Here is an 18,092-nt window from a genome sequence, read left to right on the forward strand (position 1 = left end):
GCTGAAAAAATTCAGTAATGCCCTTTGTTTGTTGTGAGGGGAAAAATAGTGGCTTCTCATTCGTTTGCTTCCCGAAAGCCTGTTTGGCCACGTCGATCCTTTTGCGGGGATGTCCGTTTTGCAGGCCAATTGGCTTTTGGGAAGCATCTTCCCCCTGAACCTTCCTAACTTTTTGGCTTTTTCACTTGCAACTTAGTCATAAATTCAATATATTTTTAGGTTCATTAAAAACAGACAATAATAATTTTATTTGATGGTAACAAAACGATAAGCGAAAATGCCGGAAGCGACCTGTATCATCGAAAATGCCCGTCAGATCATTCGATTTGAAAACGCCCCCAAAAAATCCGATGGGGTTATGGGCTGGGATTTTCAGGTTCTGAAAGATTCTGCCATTGCCATTCAGGAAGATCGCATCGCAGCCGTAGGAAACCAGGCGGATATTCGCGAAAAGTGGGCGGGCAAAGGGACAAAAATCATTGACGCTGCCGGAAGGATTGCTTTACCCGGATTTGTGGATTCTCACACGCATCCCGTTTTTATGAACACGCGGGAACGGGAATTTGAAATGCGCCTGCAGGGCCGATCCTATGAAGACATTGCTGCCGCCGGAGGGGGAATTCGCGCCAGCATTCAAGCCGTCCGAAAGGCTTCAAAAGAGGACTTGCTGAAAAAGGTGCTCCGTCGGATGGATCGGTTTCTGGAATTGGGAACAACCACCGTGGAAGCCAAGAGCGGGTATGGGTTGTCTTACGAATCGGAGATCAAATCCCTTGAAGTTTTAAGGGAAGCCGATCGTACGCATCCCGTGACAATTGTGCCGACATTTCTTGGGGCGCACGAAATGCCGGATGAGTACCGCCACAATCGGGAGGACTACATCCGCTTGCTGACGGATGTCCTGATTCCAGCCGTGGCCAAAAATCATCTGGCAAAATTCTGTGATGTTTATTGTGAACAGGGGGTTTATTCTCCGGCAGAAACACTGAAAATTTGTGTCGCTGCACGCGAAGCCGGGTTGGGGCTAAAAATTCATGCCGATCAATTTCATGCGATCGGCTGTACGGAACTGGCGGCTGAATTGGGCGCCCTGTCTGTGGATCATCTGGAACAAGTCACCCCAAATGGAGTTGAAAAACTACGGAAATTCGGGAGTGTGGCCACCCTGTTGCCGGGTTCCGTATTTTTTATTGGGTCTGCAACCTATCCTCCGGCCCGCCGGCTTATTGAGGCGGGGGTTCCGGTTGCGCTGGCAACGGACTTTAATCCGGGCAGCAGTATGACACAGTCCATGGCGCTGATGACAACGTTTGCCGGAATTTACATGAAAATGACGCCTGCCGAAGCACTTGTGGCGGCCACTATTCACGGGGCAAAGGCACTTCGGATGGAAAATGAAATCGGCAATCTTGCCGTCGGTTACAAAGCGGATATTGTTTTGTGGGATGCGGACGATTACCGAATGATTCCGTATTATTTTGGGGGGAATCTCGTTAGTACCGTAATTAAGTCAGGTCAAATTGTCTACGGCCGTTTGAAAAATTAGAGGACATTTATGAAACACGCAAAATATGGATTCATTTTGGGTCTGATCGGATTAATGGTGGTGGGATGTCAAAATCAGAAGAACCCGCTTTCAATTAGTGTGCTCCAGAGACAAAATCCGGGGGTGGAGAAAAGGGTTGTTATTCAGAAATTAGATCAGTTTCAAACCGAACCTGTGGACGTACAGATGGGCCGAAGCTCGGCTCTGTATATAGGTACGGCCGGGGGATATTCCTCATCGATTTTGCTCAAGTTCAGTTCGTTCGGAACCATTCCCGATACAGCTACAATCGACAAAGTGATTTTGCGGTTTAAACCCTTTGAGGTATTAAATCCTGCCAAAAAAACCTTCATGACGGTAAACGTGTACCCGGCTCAATCAGATTGGCAGGAGCGAGAGGTTAAACTCGGGGACTTGGCCACCGTTCCTCTTGGAACGCCTGTTATTTCCGCAGAATTAACCCCACAAACCGATGCGTATGATTCACTTTTGATCCCGCCGGATTTGGTCAAAGGATGGAAGGATTCCACTATTGAAAATAACGGACTTCTTCTCACATCGCCCACCGATGCATTTATTAAGGGCTTTTATGCCAGAGAAAGTACGAGTCCCCCGGTGTTGTTTGTGTTCTTTCAGAGGAACGGTTCTCCTGACAGCGCTTTCGTAACCTGCGAAAAAGATGTCTCACTTCCGAAGGATAACCAGGGAGATATTCTGGGCTTGCTGAAGAATCCTTTGATGATTGGTGATGGAATTGGCTTTGCAGCATCCCTGAAATTTACCCTTCCCGATCTCCCGACCGATGCCACCATTCATCGGGCCACATTGCGCCTGGCCATTGACACAACGGCGTCTCTTTTATCGGCTAACCGCTCCTATTCGCTGACAAAAGCCATGATGAAAGATGAAGGCGGCGTTTTGCAGCCGGACAGTACGGAGATCGATTCCACAAGCCTTTCCACCAGCCGCGATCATCTATCAGTGGATGTAACCAATTTTGTGCAAAAGTGGGTGTCCGGAAAACACGCGAACAACGGGCTTCGATTGGCTCCCAGGTACTTTGGTCTGGATATTTTTCGTGCCGTATTTTTTACGGATAAATCGGATTCTGTTCTTAAACCCACCGTTTTGATTTATTATTCGCTACCAGCTCAGAAGTAGGAGGAAATACGTGTTACGATTCAAATATGTCAGCAGTTTTCTTATTGTTTTCTTGTTAGGAATCTCATCCGTCCATGCCGACGATTTTGATTCCGTTTATTCTCTTCGTGGGCTTGGAATTAGCCGCTATGTGGTTGGGCCTCAGGCCACGGGCATGGGAGGAGTGTCCCTGTCTCTTCTGGATCCCCGATATTTAAATACACTGAATCCTGCTCAATTTGGGGCTCTTCTGGATGTTCGTACCAGTGCCAGTTTTCTTTTTCAACGATTGAACGTTTCAGCCAACGAAGGAAATTTTAAAAGCTATTATTCCAATTTTAACTCAATGGCCGCCGGTTTTCCGATTAAAAGAAACATTGGCATCCAATTCGGAATCGTCCCGGAAACGGTCTCGCAATTTCGTCTGGAAAGCGCCGAGCATATCGGCGATGTGACCTACACAAAATCGGTTGAGAAAAAAGGCGGGATGAATACGTTTTATCTTGGAACCGGCTTTAGAATTCTGCCTCATATCTATTTGGGGACTCGGGTTGATTTTTTATTCGGGAAAATTGCCGAAATCTGGAAACTGGATTTCACGGATCCCACCTTCCGGGATGGAAAGAATACGTACAATACAAAAGTGTGGGGGCTCAATGCCGGCGTGGGTGCCCTTATCCGGCCCGCTCATTGGCTTTCCGTGGGAGCTTCCTACTGGCCTACCCGCACCATGCACATGCGCCTTGAACAAAGATACAGCCAGCCGCAGATCATAACGTCCACTTCAAAGGACTGGACCTATCCATCCAAATACGGTGTGGGTTTTAGTGTAAAACTCAAGAATCGGTGGCTTTTTGGCGCAGATTACTGGGCACAACAATGGTCAAAATTTGCAATTAACGGACAGGCAGACCCCGATATGACCGATGAACGCCGGCTGTCGTTAGGTGCGGAGCTGGGCGGAAACAAGGATGTGTTTTCTCCGTTTTTAAAACAGATTTCTCTGCGTGCTGGTTTTTACACCCACACACTGAATGTTTTGGGATTTCAGGGAAACGAAAAAGTGATTGAAAATGTGGGGACATTCGGCTTTGGCTTCCCCTTCGGAAAGGGAAGAGGCTCCATCGATTTTGCTTTTGAAGCCGGAATGCGCGGCCATCTTTCTGCCAATTCATATAAAGAATCTATTTTTCGACTGAAAATCTTTGTAACAGGCGGGGAAAGATGGTTTGTGAGAGTTAAAAAGTAGAATAAAACGGGTTCACCCCGGTAAATTGTGGTACGGGTACAGGAACATTTACTAAAAACAGACAACAAATGGTACAGGGCAAAAGAGCCGATTCGCAGGGTTTTGAAGCATTTTATTTTTTATGTCATTGCCGTAATTCATTGGGGTGATGTTTCATAACTTAAAAAAATACTTGACTTTTGGTGTTTTTTTTATTAAAATTTCCCTTGAATTTTGTGGCGATTGATCGGGTTTGGCCGAATGGTTGTTAAAGACCGTGTGGCTGAATCGCAGCAAATATTTTGAGGGATTATTCAAATAACGAAGGAGGAAAGATCGTGGGACGGGCAAACGAAAAAAAGAGGACTGTCTGGAGTTTGGTTGTGGGAATAGTGGCAGCACTCACTCTCTATGTTGGAATTTTCTGGGGATGCGCGCCACAACAAACGGTGAACAAAGGAATGTCAGCGGCTCGTAAAAAGGCTATTGAAGATTCCTTGAGAAAGGCTCAGCAATTTGAAATATTGAAAAGCTGGAGCTCGGGATACGAGTATTACAAGAATAAGTCCTACAAGGATGCCAAAAAGTACTTCTGGAAAGTTATCCGGATGGACACAGCCATGGCGTATGCCGACACCTTCCATTACAAGGACATTTTTGCCCGTCTGGCGAATTGCTATGTTCAGGAAAATAAGCCGGACAGCGCTCAACTGGCCTACACCATGGGGCTGAAATTTTTTCCCAATGATGTCTATTTGCATGAAAGTTTGGGCTATATTTTGCGCGGTAAGGGGCAGCTGAAAAAAGCTGCTGAGCAGTATGAAAAGGCCGTTCAACTGAATCCCAAAAAAGCGGAAGACTGGAAGATTCTGGGCGAAATATATGTGAAGCTAAACGATACGGAGAACGCTATTCGCGCTTACGAGAAATACACCGCCATGAAACCCCATGATCGAAAAGCCCTGGAGGTTCTCTCAATTCTATATAAAGAAAGCGGCCGCGAGGAGGAGGCCATTGCCAAAAAGGAGGAGATCCTTAAAAATAGCCCGAACGATGTTACCCTGATGTTGCAATTGGGAAAGGCTTACACCAATCGTGGCGATTTGGAAAAAGCACGCGATATGTATTTAAGGGTGTTGTCCATTGAGCCGGAGAACAAGATTGCTCTTTCCTTGTTGGGCTATGTGTATATGAATTTGGAGAATTACTCAGAGGCCATTAAAATCTATAAAAAGCTTCAAAAATTAGAGCCCAAAAATCCTGAGATTTTCTGTAATATTGCGTCCGCCTATCGGATGAAAAAACAATACAAAATTGCGAAGAATTATGTGCGAAAAGCGATTTCAATCGATCCGAAATATGGATTGGATTACATAACGATGGCCCAGATTTACGAAGCCTCTGCCGGCGATTGCATCAACCAGAAAGGCGGGAAAGTGGATTTCGACGACAAGCTGGTGTACGAAAAGGCCTACAATGAATACAAGAAGGCTCTGCGCGATCCCCAATATGCGGATTTGGCTCAACGTCGAATGGATGCCATTCGTTCCATGCTCCCGACGAAAGAGGATCGGTTCTTTAACAAGGGCAAAAAAGAACCAACCAGTAAGTGTTACAAGTGGATTTACTAATGGCTGATATCTCAATCGCCGTGGGATCGGACCATGCGGGCTTTGAGTTAAAAGAGGCCATTCGAGAGTATTTGGAATCGCTCAACCTATCGGTCAAGGATTTTGGAACGTTTACGACAGATTCTGTAGACTACCCGGATTTCGCCTATGCCGTGGCATCGGCTGTGGCGAAAGGAGAATTTGACCGGGGTATCTTGATTTGCGGTACGGGAATTGGGATGTCCATTGTGGCCAATAAGGTAAAGGGGATCCGGGCGGCAGAATGCACGACATCCTATTTGGCCGAGATGAGCCGCCGCCACAATAATGCCAATGTTCTGACCCTGGGCGGGCGGGTTCTTTCTGCAGAAGAAGCACAAACCATTGTGCGGGTGTGGCTGGAAACCCCTTTTGAGGGAGGACGCCACCAGCGGAGGATAGACAAAATCCATTATTTAACGGGAATGTAAATAAAAGAGGAACTCCTGTGCAGCTTTTAAAGGAAGTTGATCCGGAAATCTACGACGCGATTCTAAATGAAACGCATCGCCAGAATGATAAGCTTGAGCTAATCGCATCGGAGAATTTTGTGAGTCCGGCCGTTTTGCGGGCCATGGGCAGCATCATGACGAATAAATACGCCGAGGGGTACCCGGGCAAGCGTTACTACGGGGGCTGTGAGTTTGTGGATGTGGCGGAAAATCTGGCACGAGAACGCGCCAAACAACTTTTTGGAGCGGTCCATGCCAATGTACAGCCTCATTCGGGCACGCAGGCCAATATGGCGGTTTATTTTTCGTTGCTGAATCCCGGGGAAACCCTGATGGGAATGAATCTGGCGCACGGGGGCCATCTTTCCCATGGGAGTCCCGTTAATTTTTCAGGACGTTATTACAGAGTGGTTGCCTACGGCGTGGATGAATCAGGCTTTATCGATATGAATCAGGTGGAGGATGTGGCCAAAAGGGAAAAGCCCAAAATGATTATGACGGGTGCCAGTGCCTATTCCCGCGAAATCGATTTTAGGGCGTTTCGTGAAATTGCCGATCGCGTGGGTGCAAAATTAGTTGCGGACATTGCCCATCCGGCGGGTCTGGTGGCCGCAGGACTGATTCAAAGTCCGATTCCGTATGCCCATGTGGTGACCACAACCACCCACAAAACCCTTCGCGGGCCGCGCGGAGGAATGATTTTGCTGGGTGCAGATGGCGAGAACGATCTGGGAATTACCACTCCCAAGGGTCGTATTAAACGTTGGTCGGAAGTGATTGACAGCAATGTCTTTCCCGGAAGCCAGGGCGGTCCGCTGATGCACGTGATTGCAGCCAAAGCGGTGGCCTTTAAAGAAGATTTGCAGCCCTCGTTCAAGGACTACGCCCGGCAGATTATTGCCAATGCAAAGGCTATGGCTGATGAATTTATAAAACGAGGATACACGGTTGTTTCAGGCGGCACAGATACCCATCTTATGCTGTTGGATTTGTCCAATCGTTCCATTACCGGAAAAGAAGCCGAGAAGGCCCTGGAACAGGCCGGAATTACCGTAAACAAAAATATGGTTCCATTTGATAAGCAGAGCCCGTTTGTGACCTCCGGCATTCGGATAGGAACCCCGGCGCTGACTACCCGCGGAATGAAGGAAAACGAGATGCGGTATATTGCCGGACTGATTGACCGGGTTCTTCTAAATCTTGGAAAGGATGCCGTATATCGGGACGTTTTCGGAGAGGTTCAGGACCTTTGCCGGAAATTTCCTTTGTATGAGCTCCCGGAGTAAAATTCAGTTGCACGACCAGCTCTTAAAGAAAAGATTTTTATGAGATGTCCCTTTTGCGGTGAAGATAATGATCGAGTACTGGACTCACGCAGTAGTGAAGATGGGCGGGTGGTACGCCGCCGCCGCCAGTGTCAGTCCTGTGAACGCAAGTTTACAACCAAGGAGTACATCATCGACCTGCCAATTATGGTCATTAAGTCCGATGGCCGGCGGGAATCCTTTGCGCGCGATAAACTCCTGAGAGGAATTGAAATTGCGTGCAGTAAACGCCCCATTCCAAGGCAGAAAATTGAAGAAGTTGTGGAAAAAGTGCAGGGGCAAATTCAGGATTTATATCAAAAAGAGGTTTCTTCCAAGCAAATTGGCGAATTTGTGAGCCAGCATTTAAGGGAATTAGACGAAGTTGCGTATGTTCGCTTTGCGTCGGTTTATCGCAAATTTCAGGATACGGAAGAATTCCTGAAAGAGCTTCAAAGCTTGATCCGAAAAAGCAAGTAAGTGCTAAGATTGTGGCGGTGGCAGCGGAGGAAAACGTTTTTTATGCGTATATTATAGATTGTTTTTATAACGTCGTGTCAAACCAATTTGTCCCACCCAAAAGCTGCAGAGCCACACAACTGTCCCAAACAAAGATATTATGCGGGGGATAGGTTTATTTTGTGCAAAAATACCATACAATGCAATTGCAAGAAGCCCGAATGGTACAATGTGCATGCATTTTATTTTACAGGAAATGAAGTCGTTGTCATTGACGACATTTCTGGGCAAAGGTTTTTAAGGCAGACTCACATAAGAAAAAAACATCGTGTTCCGCCCGCAGTGCGTGTCAATCCGTAATCAGGCACCGGCAGGCGGAATCCCTTTGTGCGATACGATATGGCCAGGCATTTGCGCGCGGACAACTGTGGGATTCTGACCGATTTGAGGAGAAGTTTTATGCTTGGATTTAAAGAGCGAACGTTTCACGGCGGGGCACATCCTCCTGAAGCGAAAAAATATACGGAAAAGAAACCGATAGAAAAAATGCCGGCTCCCGAACAGGTTGTCATCCCCCTGCAGCAGCATATCGGTGCGCCTACGGAACCGCTGGTAAAGGTGGGTGATCGGGTAAAAATCGGTGATCGCCTGAGTGAGCCCAAGGGATTTGTTTCAGTCCCGGTGCATGCGTCGGTTTCAGGAAAGGTTGTAAAAATTGCAGAAATGCCGCATCCTCTGGGGAAAAAGGTTCTTTCAATTATTATTCAGAACGACGGCGAAGATGCTTTTTCAGAGGCCGTGCGGCCGGATGAAAACTACATGGACCTTTCGCCTGAGGAGATGAGGAAAAGGATTCAAATGGCCGGGATTGCCGGAATGGGAGGGGCAACATTTCCCACGCATGTGAAACTTTCTCCACCGGCGGAAAAGCCCATTGATACGCTTATCATTAATGGCGCCGAATGTGAGCCTTATCTGACGGCAGATCATCGGACGATGGTTGAGTTTTCCGAAGAAATCGTGGCAGGGATAAAGATTATTCAAAAAATACTGGGCGTTAAAAGGACTATCATCGCTATTGAAAAAAACAAACCGGATGCCATTAAAAAAATGCGGGGAGTGACCCGAAACGATTCCAGCATAGACGTAATTGCCTTAAAGGTGAAATATCCGCAGGGAGCCGAAAAACAGCTGATTAAAGCGATCACGAATCGGGAAGTTCCCACGGGGGGCCTGCCGATGGATGTGGGATGTCTGGTTCAAAATGTGGGGACAACCCGGGCCATTTACGAGGCCCTGGCCAGAGGGAAACCTCTTTATGAACGCGTCACCACCGTAACCGGCCCGGGAATCAAAGAACCCAAAAACCTGATTGTTCGAATTGGAACACTGTTCAAAGATGTCATTGCGTATTGCGGCGGTTACAGGGAGGATGTGTCTAAGTTAATCATGGGCGGCCCTATGATGGGGCTGGCCCAGCACACGGATGACGTACCGGTAATTAAGGGCACATCCGGCCTTTTGCTTTTAACGGAAAAATATGTCCGCGTGGCCGATCCGATGCCGTGTATCGGATGCAACCGATGCGTGGACACCTGTCCCATGCATCTGGTGCCCACAACTTTAGCTGAATTCGCTGATTTTAAGCGCTATGTCGAAGCCGAAAAATGGGGAATAATGGATTGTATTGAATGCGGTACGTGCACATTTGTTTGTCCGGCCAAACGCCATTTGTTGCAGTCGATCCGGTTTGGGAAATACGAGATTAATCTCCAAAAACGAAAAGCGAGCTAACTGTGGTTCTGCGGGTCTAAGGATTAGGAAGGGATTATGGACAAATTATTTCGAGTTTCTTCATCACCCCACGTTCTTGACAGGGACAATGTTTCAAAAATTATGATTTATGTGATATTGGCCCTGCTTCCTTCCCTAATTGGGGGCACATATTTTTTCGGCTGGCGGGCTTTATGGGTGACCGCGTTGACGGTTCTGTCGTGCGTAGTCACGGAGGCCGTTGTGCAGAAAATGATGAATCGACCGGTAACCATTACCGACTGGAGTGCTGTAGTAACCGGAATTCTGCTGGCATTTAATATGCCGTCAAATGTCCCTTTTTATTTGCCGATTGTCGGGGGAGTTTTTGCGATTGCCATTGCGAAACAGGCGTTTGGGGGTCTGGGTTTTAACCCGGTAAACCCGGCGCTCGCTGCCCGTGCCTTTTTGCTGGCGTCCTGGCCTATTGACATGACCGTATTCAAAGTGGCTCCTCGGGGAGGAACCCTGTCCGGCATCGACGCCATTACAACCGCCACCCCTCTGAATGTGATGAAACAATCCCTGGATATCTTGAAACACCAGTCCAATTATGCGGTGGAAAAGGTCAGTCAGGCTCAATCGGCAATCCTGCAGTTGAAGGAAGCCTACGGCCATCTTTTTTGGGGAAATGTGGGTGGCTGTCTGGGTGAAACGTCTGCTTTCCTGATTTTACTGGGGGCTGCTCTTTTGATGTACAAACGCATTATTGATTGGCGGATTCCGTTTAGCTATCTTTTTACGGTCGCCGTACTTGCCTGGATGTTTGGGGGGCCCAGCGGCCTGTTTTCAGGCGATTGGATTTTTCACCTCCTGGCGGGCGGCGTTATGCTGGGGGCATTTTTTATGGCAACAGATATGGTTACCTCTCCCCTGACACCTTCTGGAAGAATCTATTTCGGAGTCGGCGCCGGCATTCTGACGGTGATCATCCGGCTCTGGGGAGGGTACCCGGAAGGGACCTCCTACTCCATTTTACTGATGAATTTAACCGTTCCCCTTCTCAATCGCTACACCCGTCCCCGAATTTTCGGTGAGAGGAGGAGAAAATGAAGGATTTTTTCAAACTGCCTGCTGTACTAACCCTGACAGCCATCATTGCCGCCGGCGCTCTGGCGTACGTGTTTAATGTTACCAAACCCAGAATCGATGCCCAGAAACGCCTTGTAATGGAACAGTCATTAAAACAGGTTTTGCCCTCCGCCAATACAGGGGTCCTGATTCCTGTGAAAAAAGGGGGGAAAATAGAATATTACAAGGGATACGCTTCACCCGACACAACCCATCTGGCAGGATACATCATTATTTCTTCTGCCCACGGGTATTCCAGCGAAATTGAAGTAATGGTTGGAGTGGATACGAGCTGGGCTATTCAGGGCATTAAAATTCTTTCCCAGGCCGAGACCCCCGGCCTTGGGGCGAAGATTACGGAAATCAAATACGGCGAAAAATCTCCGTGGTTTCAACGGCAGTTTATCGGGAAAAAGGGCGGTAATTTGGCCGTTGACAAGGACGGCGGGCAGATTAAAAGTGTAACCGGGGCGACCATTTCTTCCCGGGCGGTAACACGAGCCGTAAATCTGGGGATTAAACGATTGCAGAAGTTACTGGGAAAAACGCCATCCGAAAATTTACAGCTGAGTCTGATTTTTTAATTGAGGGAGTTTGGCAATGTCGTTGATCAAAGAATTTACCAAAGGGATTTATAAAGAAAATCCCACGTTTCGAATGGTTCTGGGAATGTGCCCGACACTGGCTGTGTCAAATACGCTCCAGAACAGTGTGGGAATGGGTGTTGCCGTTATTTTTGTGCTGACCAGTTCGAATTTTTTGGTGTCTTTGATTCACCCTTGGGTTCCTTCAAAAATCAGGATTCCGATTTACATTACGGTTATTGCCACATTTACGACTATTGTCGATCTGGTTATGGCCGCCTACACCCCCGGCTTACACAAGGCATTGGGAATTTTTATTCCTTTGATCGTCGTGAACTGTATTATTCTGGGACGCGCTGAAGCATTTGCCGGAAAGAACAGCGTCCTTCCCTCCATCATGGATGGATTGGGAATGGGACTTGGGTTTACACTGGCCCTCTCGCTTTTGGGCTTTACGCGGGAATTAATTGGAAACGGAACGCTCTGGGGGATTCCGGTACTGGGAACCTCTTACCACCCCATGTTGATCATGATTCTGCCTCCGGGTGCTTTTCTGGTTCTGGGACTGTATATGGCACTGCTTAATTATTTCGATCGCAAACGAGCCGTCTTGTAAATTTGGAGGAATGATGGAACTCAGAACATTATTGATTATATCCATTGCGTCTATTTTTGTGAACAATTTTGTTTTAAATCGATTTTTGGGCATCTGCCCGTATATGGGCGTTTCCAAGGAAATAAGCTCGGCTCTCGGAATGGGATTTGCCGTCATTTTTGTCATGACCCTGGCTTCATTTGTCACCTGGCTGATTTACGTGTACCTGCTCGAACCGGCGTCAACCAATGTGTTTTTTCATATCTTCAGCCTGAAACATCCCCCTGACCTGACGTTTTTGCGCACCATCGCGTTTATTCTGGTGATTGCAGCGCTTGTGCAGTTTGTTGAAATGGTGGTACAAAAATCGGCCCCCGGCCTGTACAAGGCTCTGGGAATCTATTTGCCACTCATTACAACAAATTGCGCTATTTTGGGTGTGACGGTTTTGAATATCAACGATTCCCTGAATTTGTTGGAAAGCATTACTCAGGGATTTATGAGCGGCGTTGGGTTTACCCTGGCTCTTGTGCTGATGGCGGGTATTCGTGAAAAACTGGATTCAGCCCGCATTCCGGAATCGTTTAAGGGAACTCCCATTGCGTTCATTACGGCCGCTCTGATGTCGATTGCTTTTCTCGGATTTGCCGGGTTACGGCTGTAAATCCGTTTTAAAAAGAGAGAGCATACATAAACGGATATTTCAGATGCACTCAGTTGAGTTCTTCTCCTTTGGGTTACGATTCCTGAAAGGGCAATTTCCCCGACGACTATCGCACAGGCACCGAGTTCCGACCGACCGCTGGTGATTCACAACTGTCCGTTTGGAAAAATATTCAACCCGGATTTGGAAAATCGCAAAAATACCCTGTCGCGATGGGCCCGCAGGCCTTCATCGACGGGGAACCGTGTCACCTTTTTCTCATGGTTTAAACTAAACTGCCGATAATAATTATACGATAAGCTCATACACCAGATCGGGGTAATCTTTTCCCGTTAGGTCTTTTGGATGCCCGTCTTTTCAACGGCCTATTCTCTGTTTGCCTTACGGTCTGGCACCGAAAACGTACGTTTGATTCAACTTCGGAAAATGGGCAACACACTAAACTGCATTTGCAGGATAGGGTCTCGTCGCGCCTGTGCCTTTCCGGCCCCGGGAGTCACGGCGGAGCGGGATAATGCCCAAAATTAATTGCAGCGGATAAAAAAGCAATTCATGAAAACATTACGATCAAAATTGAGACGCTTTACAAGACCCTCCCTGTTTGGAGTATTTTTTGTCAGTTTCCTTTTGCTTATGTTTTTTCCTCTGCTGCTCAGCCACTTCATTGAGAATCAAACCGTGGGAAAACATGAAAAGGGCCTGTCTTCGGATATCTATCAATTTATTGATAATACAAAAAAGTCTGAAATCCATAAAACTCTGAAAGAAATGGGAGTAAAACTGGAGTTTGCCTTCAGTGATGTCAACCGGGCCTTGCAAACCATGTGTACGCTGTATCCCTTCTGGGAAGAAACGGCCATGAATTTGTCCCGGGCCCCCACCGAAGTAAATACAAAAAATGTCATTGATTTTTCCACGAAACTGACCCAGCTCCTTTTTTCGGTTCGTTCTCTTTCAAAATACACCTCGCAATTTGCCATCCTTAATCAGAAAAACGACATTGTCGCAAAAGAGCCGCCGAACAGCCGGATCATAAATCAGTTGCCCGTTGCAGTGATATTGGATTCTCAACCCGATTCCATTAAAAAACAGATATCGGAAGGGGCCATTTATTGGGTTGATTTAAGTGATTATGAGCCGGAATCTCCGGGATATATGCTTGCCATGAAAACATTCCGGATGAATGGCGAAAAAAATACCGCCCTGCTTGTATTTAATTTTAAGGCCTTGCTCGAAGACATTACCCCCGTTCGTCACACCCTGTCCGGAACCTTTTTTATCTTGGATCCGTTACAAAAGACAGTTGTCCTGTTTTCGCATTTATCCGGAGGGCCGTTTACCTGGCAGCGATTGTCATTGGATCGGATAAAGGCTGATAAAAAAAGAATATTTCAAAAAATTCTGAAAACAAATGACCGCCTGTTTCATGAACAGAACGATTCACTTGAGTTTTTTGCGCGCCGGCAAGACCTGTTTTCATGGCGGACGGGGTTGTTTTTTAAGTCAGATGCCTATTTTTTGCCCATTGAGGCAAAATGGAAAATGCATGATCGCCTGCGAAAAAAATCCTTGAATGAATTTAAATATTTTCTCTTTTTTCTGGCCTTCGTGCTCTTTATAATCAGCGGGCTGATGGCACGGATTTTTCAGCGTCCCCTACAACGGCTGATAGATGCGGCACAAAGAATCAAAAGCGGCCAAATTCAACAAAAAATTCCACCGGGGCGAATAAAAGAGTTTTCACAATTGATTGATGCGTTTAATGATATGTCTGTTAAGCTTCATACGTCATTACAAAAATTGTCTCATTCAGAAAATCGGTACCGGGCCCTTGTGGAAGAAGCCGGAGAGGCTATTCTTGTGTTTTCTTCGGATGGTAAAGTTGTAACGGCCAATCACGCCTGTTCCGAGCTTCTGGTCATTCCGCCGGAAGAGTTGGCCCAAAAAAATGTGAGTGACATCTTTTCCAATCTGCCGTTTTTGGAATATACCACGCAGAAAAAAACAAACATCCCGCTGGAGCTAACCTATCGTCAGCCGGGCGGAAAACTGCTTCGGATCCAGGTAAAACCCACCAGAATTGAACTTCAGGAAAAGGTATTTTATCAGGTAATTATCCACAATCTCACGCAACAGAAGGAATTTGAGCAAAAACTGGTTGAGCAAAATCGGTTTTTAAGCCTGACCAACGCGATTACGGGGCTCATTCTTTCCCGCAATTCTCTTCAGGAGATTTATGAAACCAGCCTTCACCTGCTGATGGAAGCACAGAATGCCGTTTTGGGATTGATTTATTTGTTCGATCCATCAACAGAATCGTTTTCGCTGGTCTATTCGATTGGTACAAGTGAAAAATGGATTGAAGAAATCCAAACGATAGATAAGCACAGCATGACGTATGAAGTGATCAAATACAAAAAACCGGTTTATGTAGAAGATATACTGTCCGATTCCAGATTGAGTCCCAAATTCAGAACCCGTTATTTTGAAGAACTGGGTATCCAGGGCTTTATGGGAATCCCGCTTTTATCGGAGGGTATTCCCTTTGGTGTGATTTCACTGGGGCTGCCCGGGAAAACGCATCTGAACGACAATAAAAAATGGTTTTTGGAATCCGTCGGTGCCCAAATTGGATTGGTGATCCGGCATTTTACATCGGTACAGTTGGAAACGAAACGGGCCACTCAATTGGATTTGCTCAGCCAGGGTCTGAAAATTTGGGCGGAAACAGGGAATTTTCGCGAGGTTCTTCAAAAGAGCGTGGATTTCATTCATGATAATCTGGGCTATTGGCATGTGGCTGTTTTTTTTCTGGATAAGAAAAAAAACAGACTGAAATTGGAGGCCATTTCCGGCGGTTTGCAGGATGTCATGAAAGAGGATTACATCCAGGAATTGGGCACGGGAATTATGAGCCAGGTTATTCGGACGAAAAAAACCTATTATGCCCCCAATGCCGAAAAGGATCCCCATTATTTTAAATATCAGGATATTCAGGCAAAATCCGAATTGGCGGTTCCTTTGCGGCTCCATGATGAAATCATCGGCGTGGTGAATATTGAGGAAATGGAATATGAGGCCTTTGATTCTGTGGACATTTCTACCATTGAAGCCTTTTCCGAGCAGTTGGCCATCTATTATGAATTTGAGGAGCGCATTCGCCTGGAAAAATCCCATGCCAGACAGATGGAGCTGGTCAGTTCATTGGGTGCGATCATGAATTCCCAGCTGGATTCCATTGGTTTTATTCGTGAATTAGCGAAGGAGCTTCAGCAAAAATTCGGGCATTTTTTGGTCTCCGTCTATCTGGTCTCTGCTGAAGATAAAGATGTGTTGATTAAGGTGGCTGACAGCGGGGGGACGCCTTCCAAATGGCCTATTGGCAAAAAGGTGCCCATTGGTCAGGGATTGCTGGGGCTGGCCGCGAAAACACGGGAAATTGTTTGTGTGAACAATGTGAGCCGGGAGCCGCGGTTTATTCCCGTTGGGGAGAATATCACGGGTTCGGAACTCTGTGCCCCAATTCTTTTCCGGGATCACTTTCTGGGTGTTTTGAATATTGAAACCATGGAAACGGATGCCTTTCACGAATTTGAAATTCATGCGATTCAAACCCTGGCAAACCAGATGGCGCAGGCCATTCACAATGCCCGGCTTTATGAACAGCTGAAATATGAGAAGGGGAAAATGGACCAGATTCTCTCGGAAATGGGGGAAGGCGTGGCCATGACAGATCACCAATGGAAAGTCCTCTACCTGAATCCGGTTTTTAAGAATCAATTCCCGGCTACCCGCGTGGGCAAAGACGGGGCCCGGGTGTTTCCTTTTTTGGACGCTCTAAAAAAACATCCCGATTTTGATTTGCTTTGGGAGGGTAAACGAAATTCTCTCTTTATCGAATTTTCCCATGATGGCAAGATATTATTAATTACTGTTTCCCAGTTCCTTGATTTTGATTTTTCCAAATATTTTCTGTTTCTGGTCAAAGATATTACGGAAATCAAGCAGTACGAATCCGAAAAAATCAAGAGCGAACGGTTGACCCTGGCCATCGAAATGGCAGGCTCGATTGCCCATGAGATTAATCAGCCGCTCACAGGCATTTTAGGGTATCTGGCTCTGATTAAGGAAGATTTGAAGCCGGAGGATCCCCTGATGTCTGATCTGCAAGAGGTTGAAAAGCAGGCTGAGCGAATTAGCGATTTGGTTAAGAAATTCCGGAATGTTGTAAAAATAGAGACAAAAACATACATTGGGGACAGTAAAATAATTGACTTGGAGCAATCAACCCAAAATAATCAAGGGAAAGTTTAATGAAATCAATGGAGACCTTGAAAACGCGCATATTGGTTGTGGACGACGAAACCGTCATTTTAAATTTTTGCCAGCGCGGGCTATCAAAAGTAGGCTATGATGTTAAAACGGCCACTAATGGGGCTGAAGCTCTTCGGTTACTTGCGTCCGGCGATGTGGATATTGTTCTTTCTGATCTAAAAATGGATATTATGGACGGAATGGAACTGTTGAAATATATTAAGCGGGATTATCCCCACGTGGAAGTCATTATGATGACCGGATTTGCCAGTGTGGAAAATGCCATCGAATCCATGAAACTGGGCGCCTATGATTTCTTGCTGAAGCCTCTTAAAATTGATCAGATGCGGCTGGTGGTTAAAAAATGTGCCGAGAAGATTTCCATAAGCAAGGAGGTGAGGGAATTACGGGCCGTTAAGGAGAAATTGGAAGAGCTTCAGAAAATAAAAGATAAGTTTATTGCCATTACAAGCCACGAATTGCGAACACCGGTCACCCATGCAAAAAGTTATTTTGGTTTTCTGGAAGATGAATCCTTTTCCGAAGAAGAAAAGGCAGAGTTCAAACGCGTGATTAAAAACGCCCTTGATGATATGGAACGGATTGTACTGGATATGTTTAAGATTGCGAAAGTCGAATCCCATGAGCTAGTGCCCCATGAGAGCGTATTTAACCTGAATGAGATGATTCAGGAAGTCCTGCTGGAAACAAAAGTGGATTTGCAGGGACGCGATCTGTCCATTCGTTTCCAGCCAAATGACACCTTTTCGGATATTGTGGCCGATCGGTTTTATCTGCGCCGGGTATTGCAAGAATTGCTGACCAATGCGATTCGTTTTACACCGGATGGGGGAGAAATTCGCGTTTCGGCTGAAAAGGAAAATAAATTTTTCAAAATTACGGTCGCTGATACGGGAATCGGTATTCCGGAAAATGAATTGGGGCATATCTTTGAAAGCTTTTACGAGGTTCAGAATACCGACTATCACAGTACCTCAAAACGGGGGTTTTTAGGCGGCGGAACGGGAATTGGATTGCCCCTGATTAAGGGAATTGTAGAGGCTCACAAGGGATATATTAAGATCGAAAGTACAGAAGGAAAGGGAACCACCGTCATGGTTTTTTTACCGGAGGTTTCTTTGGACGAGCAGTAATCCATTCCGGTCAGGGCGACTGCAACCGTCTTCACCCCAATAAATTGTGGTGATTGTTCAAGGCAGCATTCAAAAATGAGTGTTTTTTAAGGCATCGTTTTTTTGTACGATCACCATAAT

15 protein-coding genes are annotated in these 18,092 nt (G+C 46.4%); 14 read left to right on the plus strand and 1 reads right to left on the minus strand.

From position 1 onward, the window contains the following. Nucleotides 1–277 precede the first annotated feature (277 nt). From GXO76_09000 to GXO76_09055, 12 genes are all read left to right on the plus strand, one after another. Nucleotides 278–1,546, plus strand: a complete 1,269-nt coding sequence (locus GXO76_09000) for an imidazolonepropionase (GenBank protein ID NOY77990.1) — start codon at nt 278–280, stop codon at nt 1,544–1,546. 9 nt (nt 1,547–1,555) lie between these two features. Beyond that, nucleotides 1,556–2,707, plus strand: coding sequence for a DNRLRE domain-containing protein (locus GXO76_09005; GenBank protein NOY77991.1), 1,152 nt, complete (start codon nt 1,556–1,558; stop codon nt 2,705–2,707). Nucleotides 2,708–2,717: 10 nt separating this feature from the next. After that, nucleotides 2,718–3,935 (plus strand): hypothetical protein, encoded by a 1,218-nt coding sequence (locus GXO76_09010; GenBank protein NOY77992.1) that lies wholly within the window; start codon nt 2,718–2,720, stop codon nt 3,933–3,935. Between the two features lie 317 nt (nt 3,936–4,252). Then, a complete protein-coding gene (locus tag GXO76_09015; protein NOY77993.1) occupies nt 4,253–5,545 on the plus strand; it encodes a tetratricopeptide repeat protein in 1,293 nt (430 codons plus the stop codon). Between the two features lie 8 nt (nt 5,546–5,553). Then, nucleotides 5,554–5,994 (plus strand): ribose 5-phosphate isomerase B, encoded by a 441-nt coding sequence (gene rpiB / locus GXO76_09020; GenBank protein ID NOY77994.1) that lies wholly within the window; start codon nt 5,554–5,556, stop codon nt 5,992–5,994. Nucleotides 5,995–6,011: 17 nt separating this feature from the next. Beyond that, on the plus strand, nt 6,012–7,301 hold the full coding sequence (locus GXO76_09025; protein NOY77995.1) for a serine hydroxymethyltransferase: 1,290 nt from the start codon (nt 6,012–6,014) through the stop codon (nt 7,299–7,301). Nucleotides 7,302–7,340: 39 nt separating this feature from the next. Then, on the plus strand, nt 7,341–7,799 hold the full coding sequence (gene nrdR / locus GXO76_09030; protein ID NOY77996.1) for a transcriptional repressor NrdR: 459 nt from the start codon (nt 7,341–7,343) through the stop codon (nt 7,797–7,799). Nucleotides 7,800–8,237: 438 nt separating this feature from the next. Next, a complete protein-coding gene (gene rsxC / locus GXO76_09035; protein ID NOY77997.1) occupies nt 8,238–9,572 on the plus strand; it encodes an electron transport complex subunit RsxC in 1,335 nt (444 codons plus the stop codon). A gap of 36 nt (nt 9,573–9,608) precedes the next feature. Then, complete coding sequence (locus tag GXO76_09040; protein ID NOY77998.1) at nt 9,609–10,643, plus strand: RnfABCDGE type electron transport complex subunit D; 1,035 nt, start codon at nt 9,609–9,611, stop codon at nt 10,641–10,643. After that, the gene (locus tag GXO76_09045; GenBank protein NOY77999.1) at nt 10,640–11,245 is read left to right on the plus strand and encodes an RnfABCDGE type electron transport complex subunit G; all 606 of its coding nucleotides are present in this window, start codon (nt 10,640–10,642) and stop codon (nt 11,243–11,245) included. The genes GXO76_09040 and GXO76_09045 overlap by 4 nt, the downstream gene beginning before the upstream one ends. A gap of 10 nt (nt 11,246–11,255) precedes the next feature. Then, on the plus strand, nt 11,256–11,861 hold the full coding sequence (locus GXO76_09050; GenBank protein ID NOY78000.1) for an electron transport complex subunit E: 606 nt from the start codon (nt 11,256–11,258) through the stop codon (nt 11,859–11,861). A 13-nt stretch (nt 11,862–11,874) separates the two neighbouring features. Continuing rightward, complete coding sequence (locus GXO76_09055) at nt 11,875–12,504, plus strand: RnfABCDGE type electron transport complex subunit A (GenBank protein NOY78001.1); 630 nt, start codon at nt 11,875–11,877, stop codon at nt 12,502–12,504. A gap of 146 nt (nt 12,505–12,650) precedes the next feature. Here GXO76_09055 and GXO76_09060 read toward each other — a convergent pair whose 3' ends face one another. Next, nucleotides 12,651–12,809, minus strand: a complete 159-nt coding sequence (locus GXO76_09060) for a hypothetical protein (protein NOY78002.1) — start codon at nt 12,807–12,809, stop codon at nt 12,651–12,653. Nucleotides 12,810–13,272: 463 nt separating this feature from the next. On the opposite strand from GXO76_09060, the gene GXO76_09065 reads away from it, so the two are divergent. Together GXO76_09065 and GXO76_09070 are read left to right on the plus strand one after the other, a co-directional pair. Continuing rightward, nucleotides 13,273–16,818 (plus strand): GAF domain-containing protein, encoded by a 3,546-nt coding sequence (locus GXO76_09065; GenBank protein NOY78003.1) that lies wholly within the window; start codon nt 13,273–13,275, stop codon nt 16,816–16,818. Between the two features lie 8 nt (nt 16,819–16,826). Further along, complete coding sequence (locus GXO76_09070) at nt 16,827–17,972, plus strand: response regulator (protein ID NOY78004.1); 1,146 nt, start codon at nt 16,827–16,829, stop codon at nt 17,970–17,972. Nucleotides 17,973–18,092 lie beyond the last annotated feature (120 nt).

The sequence above is a fragment of the Calditrichota bacterium genome (assembly GCA_013151735.1).
Lineage (GTDB): Bacteria > Zhuqueibacterota > JdFR-76 > JdFR-76 > BMS3Abin05 > BMS3Abin05.